At 38.2% G+C, this 18,010-nt stretch carries 16 protein-coding genes; 9 read left to right on the forward strand and 7 right to left on the reverse strand.

What is annotated here, in order from left to right; genetic code table 11:
* The first annotated feature begins 64 nt into the window (after positions 1-64).
* Positions 65-484, forward strand: coding sequence for a MerR family transcriptional regulator (locus GAB14E_RS08950; protein ID WP_033082893.1), 420 nt, complete (start codon positions 65-67; stop codon positions 482-484).
* Between the two features lie 43 nt (positions 485-527).
* Here the strand turns inward: GAB14E_RS08950 and GAB14E_RS08945 are convergent, their stop codons facing one another.
* Positions 528-1,436, reverse strand: a complete 909-nt coding sequence (locus GAB14E_RS08945) for a LysR family transcriptional regulator (protein WP_033082894.1) — start codon at positions 1,434-1,436, stop codon at positions 528-530.
* A 177-nt stretch (positions 1,437-1,613) separates the two neighbouring features.
* Here GAB14E_RS08945 and GAB14E_RS08940 point away from each other — a divergent pair, with 177 nt between their 5' ends.
* Positions 1,614-2,333 (forward strand): SDR family oxidoreductase, encoded by a 720-nt coding sequence (locus GAB14E_RS08940; protein WP_033082895.1) that lies wholly within the window; start codon positions 1,614-1,616, stop codon positions 2,331-2,333.
* Positions 2,334-2,464: 131 nt separating this feature from the next.
* Here GAB14E_RS08940 and GAB14E_RS08935 read toward each other — a convergent pair whose 3' ends face one another.
* Complete coding sequence (locus GAB14E_RS08935) at positions 2,465-3,019, reverse strand: MarR family winged helix-turn-helix transcriptional regulator (protein ID WP_033082896.1); 555 nt, start codon at positions 3,017-3,019, stop codon at positions 2,465-2,467.
* A gap of 104 nt (positions 3,020-3,123) precedes the next feature.
* Here GAB14E_RS08935 and GAB14E_RS08930 point away from each other — a divergent pair, with 104 nt between their 5' ends.
* The 3 genes from GAB14E_RS08930 (at position 3,124) to GAB14E_RS08920 (ending at position 5,117) form a co-directional block, all read left to right on the forward strand.
* Positions 3,124-3,870, forward strand: a complete 747-nt coding sequence (locus tag GAB14E_RS08930; protein ID WP_033082897.1) for a hypothetical protein — start codon at positions 3,124-3,126, stop codon at positions 3,868-3,870.
* Between the two features lie 22 nt (positions 3,871-3,892).
* Complete coding sequence (locus GAB14E_RS08925) at positions 3,893-4,138, forward strand: DUF2024 family protein (protein WP_033082898.1); 246 nt, start codon at positions 3,893-3,895, stop codon at positions 4,136-4,138.
* Positions 4,139-4,589: 451 nt separating this feature from the next.
* A complete protein-coding gene (locus GAB14E_RS08920) occupies positions 4,590-5,117 on the forward strand; it encodes a porin family protein (RefSeq protein ID WP_033082899.1) in 528 nt (175 codons plus the stop codon).
* An 81-nt stretch (positions 5,118-5,198) separates the two neighbouring features.
* On the opposite strand, the gene GAB14E_RS08915 is transcribed toward GAB14E_RS08920, so the two are convergent.
* Positions 5,199-6,800, reverse strand: coding sequence for a methyl-accepting chemotaxis protein (locus GAB14E_RS08915; protein WP_033082900.1), 1,602 nt, complete (start codon positions 6,798-6,800; stop codon positions 5,199-5,201).
* 140 nt (positions 6,801-6,940) lie between these two features.
* Positions 6,941-8,431 carry a coniferyl aldehyde dehydrogenase gene (locus GAB14E_RS08910; RefSeq protein ID WP_156115745.1) on the reverse strand — a complete coding sequence of 497 codons (1,491 nt, stop codon included), beginning with the start codon at positions 8,429-8,431 and terminating at the stop codon, positions 6,941-6,943.
* Between the two features lie 236 nt (positions 8,432-8,667).
* On the opposite strand from GAB14E_RS08910, the gene GAB14E_RS08905 reads away from it, so the two are divergent.
* On the forward strand, positions 8,668-10,275 hold the full coding sequence (locus tag GAB14E_RS08905) for a GMC family oxidoreductase (protein WP_033082901.1): 1,608 nt from the start codon (positions 8,668-8,670) through the stop codon (positions 10,273-10,275).
* A gap of 13 nt (positions 10,276-10,288) precedes the next feature.
* On the opposite strand, the gene GAB14E_RS08900 is transcribed toward GAB14E_RS08905, so the two are convergent.
* Genes GAB14E_RS08900 through GAB14E_RS08895 form a run of 3 tightly spaced genes read right to left on the reverse strand, consistent with a single transcriptional unit; the run spans position 10,289 to position 13,517 of the window.
* Entirely contained in the window at positions 10,289-10,957 is a 669-nt protein-coding gene (locus tag GAB14E_RS08900; protein WP_033082902.1) for a response regulator, read from the reverse strand.
* A gap of 3 nt (positions 10,958-10,960) precedes the next feature.
* Positions 10,961-13,096 (reverse strand): tetratricopeptide repeat protein, encoded by a 2,136-nt coding sequence (locus GAB14E_RS24195; RefSeq protein WP_052093771.1) that lies wholly within the window; start codon positions 13,094-13,096, stop codon positions 10,961-10,963.
* Between the two features lie 58 nt (positions 13,097-13,154).
* Positions 13,155-13,517, reverse strand: coding sequence for a response regulator transcription factor (locus GAB14E_RS08895; protein WP_052093772.1), 363 nt, complete (start codon positions 13,515-13,517; stop codon positions 13,155-13,157).
* Between the two features lie 175 nt (positions 13,518-13,692).
* Here GAB14E_RS08895 and GAB14E_RS08890 point away from each other — a divergent pair, with 175 nt between their 5' ends.
* The 3 genes from GAB14E_RS08890 to GAB14E_RS08880 all read left to right on the forward strand — a co-directional run bounded on the left by GAB14E_RS08890 (position 13,693) and on the right by GAB14E_RS08880 (position 17,993).
* Positions 13,693-14,355, forward strand: a complete 663-nt coding sequence (locus tag GAB14E_RS08890) for a hypothetical protein (RefSeq protein ID WP_033082903.1) — start codon at positions 13,693-13,695, stop codon at positions 14,353-14,355.
* Positions 14,356-14,525: 170 nt separating this feature from the next.
* Entirely contained in the window at positions 14,526-17,693 is a 3,168-nt protein-coding gene (locus GAB14E_RS08885; RefSeq protein ID WP_033082904.1) for a calcium-binding protein, read from the forward strand.
* A 102-nt stretch (positions 17,694-17,795) separates the two neighbouring features.
* The gene (locus tag GAB14E_RS08880; protein ID WP_033082905.1) at positions 17,796-17,993 is read left to right on the forward strand and encodes a hypothetical protein; all 198 of its coding nucleotides are present in this window, start codon (positions 17,796-17,798) and stop codon (positions 17,991-17,993) included.
* The last annotated feature ends 17 nt before the right edge of the window (positions 17,994-18,010 follow it).

The following is an 18,010-nucleotide window of genomic DNA, read 5'->3' on the forward strand; positions in this document are numbered from 1 at the left end:
ATGATCCTTAAGGTGTTTATGCTAGTATAGAACCTGTAGTAACTATAGGTTCAAGGGGTTTTGGATGAATGGTAAAAAATACTCTATCGGACAGCTCGCCAAAGAGTCTGGCTGTAAAGTTGAAACAGTGCATTATTATGAAAAAATAGGATTAATGCCTGAGCCACCGAGAACTGAGGGAGGGCATAGAGTGTATGCCTTGCCTCATGTTAAACGGTTAACTTTTATCAGGCGCAGCAGAGAACTAGGTTTTAAGATTGAGCAGATTAAAGACTTACTTAAGTTTATTGATGAGCCTAATCACTATTGCGGCGAAGTTAGGGCGATGGCAATGCAGCAGGCTAGTGCGGTGCAAGAAAAAATAAACGATTTACAACGTCTTCACTCCGCATTAAATGACATGGTTATTCAATGTAAAGATAGTAATAATTCAATAGATAATTGCCCTATTGTTGACTCTCTGTTCACCAAGAAAGTAGCATGAAGGATTTCAATCGTACTTTCCCGCTTAATTTAATATACAAAAATTAACTTACTTGACTGTACTGAGCAATATTGTTGCGCACAAAATCGATAAAGGCTCTTAATCGTGCCGGCTGATATTTATCTTGCACATAAACCATATAAAAAGGTGACTCTGGTACCGCCCAGTCAGTAAAAATAGGAACCAATGCGCCATTGGTTATTTCTTTGTGACAATAAAGGTAGGGTAAGCGAACGATGCCATTGCCAGCGACAGCGCTATTAATCATGGCACGACCATTTTTACATTTGAATTGGCCGTTCACTGTCACATCAATTTTAGTGATGGGGGTTATAACACTGCTAAAGGTCCAGCTGTTTAATGAACCGGTAATGCACTGATGCTGCTTGAGATCTTTTGGATGTGATAATTGACCGTTATCTTTTAAGTAACGGGGACTCGCTAAAGTACCTATAGATATATCCAATAACTTTTGGGCAATCAAGTTTGAATCTTCAAGCTGGCCCATGCGAAAGACAATATCAAATTCACCAGCAATCAAGTCAACACGTCCACTACTAAAATCTAGATTAACTCTGACATCTGGGCACTGCTGGATAAAGTCATTAACTAACGGAGCAATAATATCTTCGCCAATATAGCCGCCAACGCAATTGATATTAATTAAACCTTTAACCTCACTGGCATCATCTATAGCTTGCTCAATTGCACGCTCAACACCATCAAAAGAGCAACTACATTGTTCAAAAAACAGCTTTCCTTGCTCTGTTAAACGCTGGGAACGAGTTGTACGAGTGATAAGTTTTACCCCAAGCGCTGATTCTAGCTGTGACAGTTGCTTTGATAAATGAGAGCGTGAACACAAGAGTTGTTCCGCGGCGGCAGTAAAACTACCCGCTTTTACAATCAGTACAAAGGCACGGATATCAGTAATATTTATTTCTAAATTCATAACGACTCAAATTAAGCTTACTTAAAGCGACTAAACACAATATAACAGAATTTCAATTCGACCTCTCCTGTAAACAATGATGTAACCATGGGGTTATATATCAACAATAACTTATTACATAAAATAGCTGCATCACCAATAAGTAGATATTAAATTATTCAAATAAGTAGAGAAATGATGAAAAAATTAGTTGTTATTACTGGCGCAAGTTCTGGTATTGGCCAAGCTATTGCCAAACATTTTAGTGAACAGGGACACCCACTATTATTGATTGCTCGCCGATTGGAAAAATTAGTGGCATTAAGGTTACCAAATACTTTATGTGAACAAGTTGATGTCACCGAACAAAGTACCTTTGAAGCTGCTGTTGCCAAAGCAGAAGCACTCTATGGACCCACAGATTGCCTTATTAATAACGCCGGCGTAATGCTGTTAGGGCAAGTTGATAATCAAGATGCTAGCGAATGGAAAAACATGTTTGATGTGAATGTTATCGGTTTATTAAATGGGATGCAGTCAGTTCTAATGCCAATGAAAGCGCGTAACACCGGCACTATTATTAATATCAGCTCCATTGCAGGTAAAAAAACCTTTGCCAACCATGCCGCGTACACAGGCACTAAATTTGCTGTGCACGCCATTTCCGAAAATGTCCGTGAGGAAGTAGCAGATAGTAACGTGCGTGTTATCACTATTGCCCCTGGTGCAGTAGAAACAGAATTGTTATCACATACAACGTCTGCTGAAATCAAAGAAGATTATCAATCATGGAAAGAAGATATGGGCGGAGCAATTCAAGCTGATGATATCGCAAACACAATAATGTTCGCTTACAGCCAGCCACAAAATGTTTGCATACGAGAAATAGTCATCGCCGCAACAAGACAGCAAGCTTAAACATTAATAATTTCCTTCAACTAACTGTTAACATATTAAAAAATGGATTTACTAAATCATTTTTAGTGAATCCATTTTTATCTATAGGTTATTAAAGTTAAACACTTTAAAATTGAATCCCTAAAAGGTTTTTAAGCCGAAAACTCTCTACAAATAAGTATAATGTCTTGGTTACTTAAGGTTTCATTTGTTAAACCACATCTAATACCATCACTTGTCTTTAGGTTAAATTTACAGTATTTGCACACCCCAAATGCTGTGCGCCCAGTCGCTTGCTGGTAATTATTCAGTACTTTTTGCAATAAGGCTCTAGTCTCACTCTGCTCATCACCAGCTAAGCCAGTAATTGCATCGGTAAATTTTTGCGGTGGGCAAGTCTTAGCAAGAAACTCTTGTCCTGCCTCAGTAACCTTTAAATGGGTAATACGTCTATCTTTGTTATCTTTTAATTTCGTTATTAATGATTTGCTTTCTAGTATTTTTAAGGATTGCGATACCGTGCCCTTAGTTAAACCTAAAAACTCAGTCACGGCCAAAGTTGTATCCGAATAACGATTACAAGTCGACAGATAATACAGAGCTTCTTGCTGAATAGGTTGTAAGCCTAGGCTTTGCCCTTCAAGACGCGTTTCTTGCCGTAATAAATTGGCTAAACGCTCGATTAAATTAAATAGTTCATCATTCATAAAGCAATAGTATCGACTCAAAACATATTTGACAAGTAGAGTTTTATCATGTTTAAATAAATATAGTTTCGATGCGAAACTATATTTATTTAAGAGGACTTATCATGAAAATGTCACATCTATTTATCGCTACAACGTTAACCACAGTACTATTAGGTGCAGATAGCTATGCACATAATAAACACCAAGGACATATCAAAGCACCAATGTCACCTTCAGTTGATCCTGAATTTGATATTGTCCATGCAAAGGTAATCACTCAAGGTAGTCATTTAATATTCCAGCAAGCAGTAGCAGGTAAGGTTGGTGGTAAACAGCCAGAAAAGAATGGTCAATTAGCTGGTGCTGGGGTATACAGCTATGTTTGGCCAACATCACTTAATAGCTCAGCTGTTGGTTTTGAAGCCGATCAGGGTATTTTATCCCTAGCCTTAACCATTCACCCTGACTTTGATGATACCCCTTTATATGATGAAGATGGCGATGGTAATAAAAGCAATGATGGAGACAAGTGGCATAGTCATTGGGTGGTGCTTGTGCCCGATGATGCTTGTGGAAAAGGAGCGTTAAAGGTAAAAGACATCGCTCAGGGCACCTCCCCAAAATTACCGATAACTTGGCCAAAGCTACCACTATTTATTGATAGCCCGGGTTTTGATTTTAGTTTAGAAAAATCAGAAGTTTTAGTGCGTGTACCACTGTCTTCTCTTGGCTTTCCAGAAAATTTTTCCTTTGATGGTGTCACTGCGGGATTAAAAATAAACCAACAAGTTCACGCACCTCTATTGTGTGTAACCAATGTATTTGATATCGCTTCTGGCGATTTAAGTTTACCTGGAAAAAGCCAATAATTTTTTTTAAAAGGAGAGTATTATGCAAATTCATATTTATGATACCCATGTACATACAGCGTCCGGGCAATATATCCATTTTGATGTTTTGGTGAATAGTGACAATGTTAACCAAGTCGATCGATATGCCAAGCAGTACCTCGCTAGCTTAGGAATACAAATAGATAGTATTAAACAAAGCCGGTGTAATTTTTGCCATAGTGAAGCTGCTAACCCTGAGGTTCAAAATAATATTACCAATCATGGCCATAGCATTATTCGCTTATAAGTGACCTATTAACCTAAGGCTAAAAATGAGGTTGCCACTTATATTCGACCTCATTTATTTTACTTCCCCTAAAGCTTATGATTATTAACTGAACTTTCTTTTCAAATATCCTTAGAGAATTAAAGCTAAATAATTGGCATCAGCTATAACAGCTTATTTTATCAGTGATTAAAAGAACTAACACCTACACTACATATTTTTTAACCCTCAAAAGCTTTAATTGATTCCTTTTAACTAAGCTATTATCATCTGGACTTATTGGACAGTAGCTATCATCACCTTATGACTAATAACAATAAAAATATAAGACTTGCCCAATAACACAATACCAATTCCAATGCGCTTTGAGTGGGAGCTAACTTAATGGAACGGGTATAACTAGCTAAGCTTTCTCGCTTAGCGATAACAACACTAAGAAAAATAATTTTAGTTATTTGATAAGGAATACAAAATGAAATCTCTTAAAAACATCGCTTTAAAAAGCATTTTAGCGGCTTCGCTTGCAGTATCAGCATCTCAAGCAAGCGCTGACGGTTTCTATATTGGCGCAGGTATTTATAGTCCTGAAGCTGATTACTCATCGGTAAGTGACAGTGACACTACGCCAGCTTTTTTTGTTGGTTATCAATTTATTGATACCAGCATTTTTATGTTCTCTGCTGAACTTGGTTATTACGATTTAGGCAGTATCAGCAATAACAGCGCTAAAATTGATTCTAATGCGTTAAGCTTATCAGCTGTCGCATATTTACCAATAGGGCCTATTTTTGAAGTGTATGCCAAAGCAGGTGTTGCACAAACAACTGTTGATTACTCTTTTGAGGGTACAAAAACTGATTTCGGCGGTACTGATGGCTTTGGCGGTATCGGTGCATCGCTTGATATTCTTGATACGGTTGATATCTATGTTGAGTATTTAATTTTTGATACAGAAGTTAAAACAGAATCTGTCGGTGTTGGTGTTCGTTTCGATTTTTAAGTTACATTGATCTGCTAACTTAGTTAGTTATGATAAGTGGCCAACTTTACTCGGCCACTTATATTAATAGTAAACAACAACCTAAGTACGAAATCGTTCAACCGATTTATTAAAGCTCACGGCTAATTCAGTCATCTTCAATGAAGTATCTCGACTTTCCATACTGCCCTGACAAACAGCATCACCAACCGTTTTAAAATCTTCAACCCACGAGCGCATATCAACCACTTGATGATGAGAATGCTCAGCTTGATTTGCCACTTCACTACTAACACTACTTAAGCTCAGTATGCTTGACTGAATAAGTGATAAAGATTCTACAGTTTTTTGTGACAAACTAACCGCTTCATCCGCTTGGGTTTGATTATTTTCCATTGAGGTTACAATCTGAGAGATAGCGCCAACTATCCCCGCTAACATGGTATTAATTTCAATGGTTGATTGATGAGTACGAGTTGCAAGTGTACGAACCTCATCCGCAACTACCGCAAAACCTCGACCGGATTCTCCAGCCCTTGCCGCCTCTATTGCAGCATTTAGTGCAAGTAAGTTAGTTTGGTCAGCAATTGACGCTATTGTGCTCACCACAGTTGATACTTGGTCACCTGACTTACGTAACTCAATTAACATACCCGATGAAGCTTCAATATCGTTTGCTAATGCCGAAATACTGGTTGAGGTTTTAGCTACTTGTTGAGCTCCATTCTCAACAGCTTGAGCACCTTCTTTGGCTTGCTCAGATGCATTATATGATTGCTCAAAGCCTTGCTCTATTTGGCTTTCTAAGGTCACCATACTGGATAACAACAATTCTATTTTTTCATTTAACAATTTAACTTGTATATCGGCATTTTCAGACGTTGAGCCTAAGACCTCAACCAATTCATTAATGTTATTGGCAATATGCCTAACATCGGTAATACCGCTATTAAAGGCCTTAAGTAAACGGTTTACACTTGCAGCAGCAAGGCCAATTTCATCATTAGAACGCTCTGGCACAACCCTTGTTAAATCATAACTTTGCGCGACTTGATCTAACTCTTCTGCTAGCTCCCGAATAGGTAAGGCTATTTTTTTATGAGAGAGGGTGTAAGCAACCCCTGCGACTGTCACTATGCTAGCAAGCAGTGCTAATACTAGTAATTGAATATCAGCGATTTCTGTATGGATGGCTGTTGAACTGGTACTCGCATCAAGGCTAACACCTGTACTGATTGTACTTAATTTTTCAGAGATGCTTTTCGAGTGTTTGTCTACATCAACTAAGATCTCGCGGGCACCATCCCAATCTACCTCTTCAGCGATCATAACCCGCTGAAGTCGGTTCATGAAAGTAATGAGCAGCTCAATTTCGTTAACTATTGTTTGGTGTTCTTGATGTGACGATAAGCTACCACTGGCCATAAGCAAACGATCAAATCGCTGGCTATTTTCATTCATTACCTCAGTAAACTCATTTGCCTCAATCATGGTGCCATACAGACCATAAGCTGCTATTTGTATCGCATCTAACGATTGCTTCACTTGCTGTAAATCATTTAGCTCAGGCAACGTTTCGCCAGTGAACTGACTAGTGCGCTGCTTAACTTCACTGGCTGCACCAAATAAAGTCACCGACGCCGCTATAGCGACAATTAACACTAGCAAGTAACCTAGTAAAACCTTTTTACTAATAGAAGCCACGTGAACTTCCTCCTAGGATAATAAGTAGAACAGCATATCAAAATGCACTAAAAAGAAATCAAGTATAGGCTCTTCTTAATAAAAATCTAGCTTGTTCAGACATTTACAGAGTAAATGTCTTCATCCTAAAACATAATAAATTATCGAATGAATAGTTTATAAACAAGTTGATGAATTTTTTTCCCAAAAGGAGGAAAAAGCAATGAAGTAAAACTTATTCGACCACGTGAAAGTACTGATTTTCCATGAGAAAAAGTTTTAAAACCTTCAACGCCGTGATATTGCCCCATTCCTGAAGCACCAATGCCACCAAAGGGCAGGTCATCATTAGCGACATGAAAAGCGGCATCGTTGATACAAACACCACCTGCGTGGGTTTTTAGTAATATATCCTGTTGAAAATCTTTGTTAAAACTACAAATATAGAGTGCCAGCGGCCTAGCATTCTTATTAACATAATCAATCGCTTCATTAATATTTTCATAGCCAATAATAGGTAAAAGTGGCCCAAAGATTTCTTCTTGCATGACTAACATGTCATCTCTGACATTAGTAATTACCGTTAGAGGCATTTTACGTTGTGCGGTATTGTCAGCGAGTTCTGTTTTAGCAATCAGTGGCGTGATATTCGCCCCCTTGCCTCTGGCATCGTTAAGTAATTTATCTAAGCGTGCCTTTTGCCCATCATTAATAATACTAGTGCAGTCAACATTGTTATTAATAGTGGGATACAGATCTTGATAACATGTTTTTAATGCCTGAACCAGTGACTCAACCTTAGCTTTGGGACATAAAATATAATCTGGGGCGACACAAGTTTGTCCTGAGTTAAGTGTTTTTCCTAAAATAATGCGACTAACAGCAGTATTAATGTCGATATCATTATCAATAATTGTTGGCGATTTCCCACCCAGCTCTAATGTTACCGGTACTAAGTTCTCTGCCGCTGATTTCATCACTAATCTACCAACGGTTGTTGAGCCAGTGAAAAACAGATGATCAAAAGTCAAAGCTGAAAAAGTCGCTGCCATTTTTACATCACCACTAACAATCGCCACTTGTTCTTTGGCAAAGTTTTTACTTATTAGCTCTGCCAATAAAGTCGTGGTATTAGGGGTAAATTCAGACATTTTGATCATCGCGGTATTACCCGCAGCTAATGCTGCCGTTAATGGTCCTAATGATAAAAATACCGGGTAATTCCAAGGTGCGATAATACCTATTACGCCTTTAGGCTGATAAATGACAAAGGCTTTTGCCGGTTGAAATAAAAGACCAACATGTTTCTTTTCTTTTTTCATCCAACGCTTGAGGCGTTTAACTGTGTAATTAATGCCCATTACCGTACTAAGGATATCGCCAAGTTTAGAATCATCAGCACTACGGTGACCAAAATCCTTAGACATAGCATCAATAAAAGCTTGTTGATTGTCGATAAGTAAAGCCTTTAATTTATTCAAACCATCAATTCTTGCTTGGTAGCTAGGATAAGTATTTTGTAAAAAATAACTTTTTTGCGCACTAAATCCTTGCGCTAATGCGTCACTGGTTGAAATATCATTGCCTGACGAATGAGGCTGTTGAGCTGATATTTCTTCACTAGCTGGCATTGGTATGGCGACATCATTCATCATTTTTACCTTTTAATAAATAGTTAGCTGAAGCATTATCAGTATTAGGCTCACTTCAGCATTAGTGCACTTAGCATATGGAAAATGAGGCTAAAAGTCAGTAAATATACAAAAATAGCAGGGAAAATGTGCTTTGTTGAAATATAAAAACTTTGAACAGCCTATAGATATCTGCCTAATAAAACGTTAATTTAGTTATCTGGTACGATCAGTAACACTTTTAACAGGGTTAACTTATGACAAGCACACAGACTAAATTTGATTACATTGTTGTTGGCGCCGGCTCTGCTGGTTGTGTGCTTGCAGCACGTTTATCTGAAGATCCTAATATTTCTGTATGTTTGTTAGAGGCAGGTGGTCCTGATAAAAGTATTTTTATTCACGCCCCTATCGGTTTAGCAGCCATGTTACCTACTAAACTTCATAATTGGGCCTTCAAAACCATCCCACAACCGGGTTTAAATGGCCGAAAAGGTTATCAACCTAGAGGCAAAACCTTAGGGGGTAGTTCATCTACCAATGCCATGTTATATGTACGTGGCAATAAGTGGGATTACGATAACTGGGCCGCACTGGGCAACGACGGCTGGAGCTATAACGATATACTGCCTTACTTTAAAAAATCTGAAGGCAATGAAGCTTTTAAAGGTGAATATCATAACCAAACGGGTCCATTAGGCGTTTCAAATGCCACTGATGCCAGTGATCTAAATCAAATGTTTATTGATTCTTGTGTACAGCAAGGCATTAAACATACAACAGATTGTAATGGACCAGAGCAAGAAGGCGCTTTCTTATATCAACGTACCATCAAAGACGGTGAGCGCTGTAGTGCCGCCAAAGCTTTTTTAACGCCAAATAACACACGTAAAAACCTAACCATTATTACCCACGCATTAACTGAAAAAGTACTGTTTGAAGGTAAATCGGCCGTTGGTGTCCGATACAAAAAAAACAAAGCATCTGTTGATATTCTCTGTAACAAAGAAGTGATCTTAAGTAGTGGTGCCTTTGGCTCGCCGCAAATTTTAATGTTGTCTGGGGTTGGCGCTAGTACACATTTAACCGATAAAGGCATAACACCTGTACATGATCTGCCTGGGGTTGGCCAAAATTTACAAGACCATATTGATTACATACAAACCTTTAAAGTGGCTAGTAAACACGATACTTTTGGCTACTCCGTTAGAGGTAGCCTTAGAGTACTTAAATCAATGTTTGAATGGCGTAAACATCGCACCGGAAAAGTAACTAGCACCTTCGCAGAATCTGGCGCTTTTTTTAGTACTCAAGAAAATTTAGTGGCCCCTGATGCCCAGTTGATATTTGTACCTGCTATTGCTGATAATCACGCCAGAACTGTAAACTTTGGTCATGGGTATAGTTGCCATATAACCTTGTTACGCCCTGAAAGTATTGGTGAAGTAAAACTGAACAGCAGTAACCCTAAAGATTCACTGGCAATAGATCCTAAGTTTTTTAACCATCAAAGCGACATGGTAATAATTAAACGAGCCGCTAAAAAAATGCAAAACATTCTGGAAGGTGAAGCTTTTTCCTCTATTCGAAAAGACATGCTTTATCTGGTTGAAAATGGCAATGATGAACAACTGGAGCATGATATTCGCAACCGTGCTGATACCCAATATCATCCATGTGGCACTTGTAAAATGGGACCCGCATCCGATGAAATGGCAGTAGTCGACCCACGGCTAAGAGTTCACGGTATGAAAAACTTACGAGTGGTTGATGCTTCAATCATGCCTAAAATTATCAGCGGCAATACCAATGCACCCACCATAATGATTGGCGAAAAAGCAGCGGATATGATTTTAAACAATTAATATTTTAATAGGGTCAATTAATTGGAGCTATATAACGATAACCTGCACCATAAACAGACTCGACAACAACGTCACTGATGCCAAGTGACTTAATTTTATTACGAATATTTTTCACGTGAGCGTCCACAGTACGGTCTGAAATGTCGCGCATATCAGGATACGCGAGGTCCAAAATTTGTGCTCGAGAATAAATCCGCTCTGGGCTTTGGTATAGTAAGTTAAATAAATTAAATTCTAAGTAAGTAAGCTCAATAACGTTTTTTAAATAACGTACCTTTAACGTTTCTACATCAAGGTTAAAGTTATTTGTAACAGTATTTCTATTAGTTCTTTTTAATATGGCTTTAATACGTAGCATTAATTCCATAGCGCTAAATGGTTTACAAACATAATCATCAGCGCCAGCTTCTAAGCCAACCAATCTATCTATTTCTTCCACTTTCGCGGTAAGCATAATAATGGGCACATCTGAAAAGGCCCTAATATCTTTACAGCACTCGGTGCCATTTTTTATAGGTAGCATTAAGTCTAATAATACTAGATCTGGTTGATCTTTCTTCACCGTCTCAACAACAAATTCCCCCGTCGTTAAATGAGTTGCTTTATAGCTTTGTGCTTCAAGAAAAAGTAAAACACTTTCAGCTATCTCTACATCATCTTCAACTAATAAAATATGCGACATTGTTTACTCCACCAATAGTGGTAACTTAACGGTAATGGCTAAGCCACCCAGTTTACTGTTTGTTGCAGCAATACTTCCTTGATGCGCTTCAATGATACTTCGACAAATCGCTAGCCCTAAGCCAGAGCCTCCGGTTGCTCTACTGCGTGAGGATTCTACTCTAAATAAACGCTCAAATATTTGCGTTAAGTTTTCTTTAGCAACACCTGGCGAGCTATCTTCTATACGTATGCTTAAGTTATTGCCCAGAATAATCACGGATATAGCAATTTCCCCAGGCTTGTCTGTATAAGCAATACTATTATGGATTAAATTACTTAACAGTTGCTTAATTTTACTCTCGTCAAATCGTAAGGTTAAATCTTTGGGAATGTTAAGGTTTTCCTGCCATGTGAAACCATTACTATCAACAATTTCAGCAAACTCTTTCGACCAAACAGACAAGCTTTCTAAGCAATTATACGTATGAATATCTAGATTCAATGCGCCAATATCTGACTGAGCAAGTTGATAGATGTCACTGATCATATGATTAATTTCACCTATTTTTTGCAACAAACTCTCATAAGAAGCATCAACATCCTTTACCAAATTATGCTGTAACGCTTCAACTTTTAAACTCAGTACCGACAAAGGAGTACGTAATTCGTGAGAGACATCAGCAAGTAGTTGATTCTTTTTATCAACCAATTCAGCCATCAAGTTGGCTCGCTCATGCACTAATTGCTGTTTTTGCTTTTGTCGATAGATGAAAAAGCTAACAGTTAACAAGAAGATAATTAAACCCGCAAGCCATAAATTTCGCTCATTATCCTTTTGTTTTAGTTCCAGTAACTGTAATTCATTGTCTTTGGTCAATAACTCTATTTGTTTTTCTTTTTTAGCGGATTGAAATCTATTTTCTGTTTGTTCATTCTTTTCAGATACTTCTTTTTTGCTATTACTTTCCTCAAGTTCTGCTGAAATTAATAAATGTTGATAGGCATTTTGATAATCTTCATGGCTTGCGTAAATTTGCGCTAACGAGCCTTCAATTTGTGCAACGGCTATATCATTCTTAACTATTTTTGCTTTTTCTAGTGCAAGCTTTGCAAAAGAGAGTGCTTTATCATTATGTTTTAAATACCAATGAGACATGGCAAGCCCAAGTGCAATTTGATGAATTTCATCATCACTTTTCACTTTTTCAGCAGAAATCATTGCTTTTGAATATTCACCTATCGCTTGTTGATATTCTTTTTGCTCTAAATAGATATTGCCACTGGTAATTAATTCATCCTTTAAATGAATATCTTTACCAGTGCTTTTAAGTATTGTTATCGCTTGTTGGATGGCCGTTTGTGCTTCATCCAACCGATTTAACTTTCTAAATGTCCGCGCCAACATGGTTTTGGCTTTGGCAATATAAAATGTATTGTTAGTTTTTTCGTGCGTACTGATTGCACTTTCATAATAGGGAATAGCCGTTTCGAAATTTCCCATCAAACCATAAATTTCAGCTATTTGTGCTTCTGTAACCGCTGCGGCCGTAGCTTTATTCAATTTTAAATTAAAATCTCTTGAAGCGGTTAAATATTCTAAAGCAATATCTAAATCACCTAACTGGGTATAAATCATCGCAAGGTTATGCAAAGACGTTGCTTCATTCTCGACGACCTTGCCCAATCGAGAAAACTCTAATGCTTGCTTAAAATGACTAAGCGCTGTTCCGGTATCACCTGTGTATAACGCAACAGCGCCTAGAGCTGTCACAGCATTGTGCTGTCTTCTATAGTTTTTTGCTGCTTGCCCTTTGGTGAATGCTATGTCTCCATGTTGCTGTGCCAGTTCATATTTCCCCTTTGTGATATACACCCAAGCGATATTGGTATACAAGTCACTCTCTGAAACTAAATCAGTATGGTTTTTCAAAAGGTTAATAGCTAAATTAAAATAATGAAGTGCGGTGTCAGGGTTGTTTTGTTTTTCTTGCGACGTAATAGCTGTATATGCTTTCAACAACTCGATACCACTGAGCTCTTCAATTTTTTCTTGATGTGTAGCAATATTTTCAGCTAGCTTATTTTGCTCAGCATCTGCTGCTATTGACGAAATGGGAAAGAACAATAAAATTAACACTGTTAAAATATATTTTTGCATTACCTTTACCTTGGCCAGTTATAACTTTTTAACAAATATGTACTTGATACTTTAACAGCTACATACAGCGTTTCATTACCGAGTTTATCCTCAAATACAATTCTTTAATGCTAAAAGGTTTATAGAGAATATCGTCTATGTCTAGAGAGTATAACTCTATGACACTCTTAGTAGACTTGTTAGCAGTAATAATAATTATAGGTAAGTCAGAAAATATGCGAATCTGTTTACAGACTTCAGCTCCTGATAGGTAAGGTAAAGATAAATCTAATAATACAATATCAGGAAGATTTTCTTTCACTAACCCAACAGCTAGATCACCTCTTTCGCAGCTTGAAACCACAAAGTCTTTGGCTTCAAGTAATAATGTTAATGGTTTTATTATCTCGATGTCATCTTCAATAATTAAAATATGATTCATTTTCTTCGTAAGGTGATTATTTATCAATAATCCATTCAATCATATAATTTAGAAGATAATATGAATTCGAGATTGGTTTTCATCATTTACTTTATAAGTTCCTTCGTATTCACTTCACATTTTCTGGTTAATCTCTCCATTCATAAATGGTTTACATCAAAAAATGGAGAGAATAGTGAACAAGCTCAATAGAAAAATTTTTAGCTTAATTATCAGCTTATCAGTAACGTTAGCAGCAATAACTTCAGCAAACGCGGGGATTATTACGGAAGAATGGAGTGCCATACTCACCAGCGCAGATCGTAATAACTTGCCTGAAGGAGAGCTATATACTTGGCAAGTTACTTATGATGACAGTGCAACCGTAGCTTATGTTAGCTCGGATGGTGTAGATCAACTGTATAATACTGCTGATGACTTTATTATCACCTCAATTAATGCCAGCAGTCGATACCCAATATACGGCAATATCATTGACTCAACTATTGGCAGCGTTATTGATGAGTTAAGACGCGATATCGCCAGTTCACTTGCACCTAGTGACGAACTTAGCTTTTGGAACAAAAATAACTCCCACCACAATTCCTCTTATTCGAAAGGCAATAGCCGTAATGTTGAATGGAGTATTGATGATGCAGATTTTCGCATGGTGCACGACTCTTTTGACTACGCCAGTTTCAATTATTACTACGCTTTAAACGGCGTGAATAAATACAGCACATTATTTTTTAATAACCTAACACTAAATAGCGTAAGCCAAATACCAGAGCCAACTAGTGCGATAATATTATTAACGGCGCTTGCCGGTTTAGCCCGCCAAAGATATTACAAAAAATAGCCAAGTAAATTACACAATGTAAATAAGCAAAAGTGACGACTCTCTTTTGCTTATTTATTTCCCCTCTTCTTATTCAATTCACATTTATTCAATAGACTACCAACTTAGATACTCCCCTTGCTTTTTAGCCATTAAGTAAGACTCCTTCCTGACGAACTATTGAGGCCTATATGACTCGAAAATTTAACTTATCAATGCTGAGCCTTGCTATGGCCTCAGTTGGCTTAACGGCTTTATCTGCAACAGCAGAACAAGCTGAACGTCCTGAATATTTGGATATGACACAACAACAAAGAACTGAATATGTCACTGAGATTCAAAGTTTTGACTATGGCATTTTAATTGAATCAGACAGTGCTGATTATTCGCAGTATTACAGTGGTGGCGCTTATGCCGCGACAACCGTAATGGGCTGGGCAGGCATGAGTACTGCCGGAACTTACGGTGCTTATTATGCACTAGAGTGGGTTGGCTATATTATCAGTGAAAGTTTAGAGCGAGCTGGACACGATAAAGAAGCAGCTTACTTCCCACATTCAGATCAATTTGATATTGACTTAGACTACAGTAATGCTGATCCAAATGGTGACTTTGGTAATAACCTACTATTTGCCGTGGACTACGCAACAGGTGGTGATTCAACCGTAGTGATGGAAGTTGTTGCTGATGCAACCGCAAGCATGGGTTATGGCATGTATAAAGGCTTTGAAAGCAATGTACATCTAATGTATTACGTTTACGATGACTTAAAAGAAGATACCGTCGAAGAAACGGCTACAAATATCGTTTGTAAAATACCAAGTGTCCCCTGTGATAGCAGTGATAATAGAGTATCTCCTTATACCTCGGTAAATCGTGCCACACATGGTTACGATGAATTTCAAACCATGTATGTAGCAAACCGCTCTTCACGTTATTACCGTAGCTACTTATTCGACATGATGAATAAACAAGGTGGTTTCACCAACTTTGAACAAGTAGCTACAGGCAATGGTAATGATTATATCTTTGGTAGTAATGTTGCATATGGCGGAGGTGGTAATGATACCTTTGTCGATGTCATTAATGCCTACGGTGATTCTACTTTATACGGCCGTTCTAACGGTAATGGTGCTAAAAAAGACGTAATTGTACGTGCAACTAATGCTTATGGCGGTGAAGGTGACGACACCATCATTGATAGCCGCACAGCTAAAGGGCAAAGTGGTGATGACCTCATCATCAATGCAGTAAATGGCTACGGTGGTGATGGTGACGATACTATTCAAGACTCAAACACTGCCTATGGTGGCAACGGTAATGATAACCTATGGGGTAATGCACGTAACTTTGGTAATGATGGTGATGATAGGTTAATCGGCTCAGACGCTCTATCACAATGGCATTGGGGTGGTGACGGCAACGATATCATCCAAGGCAATGGCGGTAATGATCAAATCTTCGGTGAAAATGGTTACGATATACTAAGTGAAGTGGTTGAAGAAAATACCTATAACTTAGTTGATGGTGGTGCAGATGAAGACTCACTGCGCTTAGTGCTTAAAAACAGTTCAGATCTTTATATAGATTTTTCTAACTCATCCACAATAACTAATGACATTCCAAGCTTTGATTTTGCCATTGTTGGTGATGATACAATGCTACCACTCGTAACGGTAAAAAATGTTGAAACACTGTTGTTTGATGATCAAAGCAGTTCAACCTTTGTCGTTGATTTTACTGGTTTGCCACAAGCGATTACTTATGAAGGCAACGCCTTAGCTAATACCGTTCATGGTGGTGAGAATCACGATTTAATTCGTGGAGAAAAAGGCCGTGATACGCTGTATGGCGGTAATGGAAATGATACCTTAGACGGTGGTTCTTGGCCGGATCGCCTTTATGGTGAAGCTGGGCATGACAGTCTATTCCCTGGTTTAGGTAACGACTATGTTGATGGTGGGGAAGGTACTGATACTGTAAGTTATGCTAACCTACCTGATAGCATTGATGCTGATTTAAGTAGCGGTATTGTCGCTCAAGTCAGCAATAATCGTACTGATACCCTAATCAATATTGAAAACCTCATTGCAACTAATTTCAACGATACCATTACCGGTGACTCACAGGATAACCTATTAGTGGGCGGTTTAGGTGACGATATCATTGATGGTGGTGACGGTGATGATACCTTAGTGGCAGTTGAAGGTGATGATACATTAACCGGTGGCCATGGCGCAGATACCTTCGAGCTAGCGCATTTTAGAAGTAACGTACAAATCACCGATTATAATCATAGTGAAGGTGATGTTATTCAGCTTGATGTTTATGCCTTAGGTATACCATTGGATGAAAATGGTGAGGCTATCATCAGTTCATATGGTGGTACACAAGGAGGACGCTATCATGCAATTTACCATAACTACCATGCTAAAACCGTGCAACTTGTTATCCCATCAGGGGAAGTACGTAATATTGCCACCCTACAAGCTGGGCATGACTTCAGTACTAACCAAATTAAATTTATTAACCGCGATCCAGCTTTGTTATACAAAACCGAAGCTAATACCACTGTTAATGTGGCACCGCCTAAATATAAATTCTTAGCGAACAATAATGTTGGCAACTTAAACCAAAATTGGCAAACCAGAAATATCAGTAGTAAAGCCTTTGCCGACCCTATGGTATTTACATCACCCCCTACTTTTAACGGTGATGATGGTGGTGTAATTCGTTTAAGCAATATTGATAGCGATGGTTTCAGTGTTGCCTTTAATGAATGGGATCACCTTGATAATCAACATGTGTCTGAGCGCTTTGATTACTTAGTATTAGACAAAGGTCCTGTCACTATGACCGATGGTACGCTTATTGAAGTAGGCGAGTTTAGCCATGATGGCACAGGTGAGTGGCGCGATGTTGGTTTTACCGATAACTTTAGTCAAGCTCCCTATGTGTTCTTGAGTATCCAAACTTTCTACGGTACGCAACCAGTGGTAGCAGTAGTTAAAGACATTACTAAGGATGGTTTTAAGGCCGCATTAATGGAAGAAGAAGCGTTAATGGATGGCCATGCCATTGAAAGCATTTCATATATTGCAATTCAGCCAGCTAGCGGCACGCAAGGTATCTTTGATTCAGAACAAGGTGCCAAGTCTTATAAACTTTTCTCAGACAGTTTAGACCATAACAGCAAGAGAATTGGACAAAAGACTTATTGGTTAGATGAAGATATTTCGGTTGATAATGAAAAAGAACATGCATTAGAAACCGTACATGTACTTGAAATAGGTGGTATTAGCTTGATACAACAAGTTTCACTCAATGGTGGTGATACTGTAAGTATCAGAAAACAATAAGTAAAGGCCCACTTGCTTAACTGCAAGTGGGCTATTTTATTGACATTAGCTTGTCCTTTCATCGCATACGCATTACATCCCTACAAAATTTAGTAACACTTTATGATGGTTAATAAAAAATTCACCTCACCTAACGTTGAGCGTTTGCTTGAGCATCCTGATTACGAACGTATCCTGCAGGAAGTGCTTGATGGGCAATATCAAATAGAATTATTTGAACGTATATGCCTAGAGGCAAAAGACGAAACTCATGCACAAGCGCTTTATATACGTGCTCGATTACGTCAGAAAATAAAGTAGCACAAGCAAAACTAAAG

Origin of the sequence: Colwellia psychrerythraea, assembly GCF_000764185.1 — a bacterium.
Lineage (GTDB): Bacteria > Pseudomonadota > Gammaproteobacteria > Enterobacterales > Alteromonadaceae > Colwellia > Colwellia psychrerythraea_B.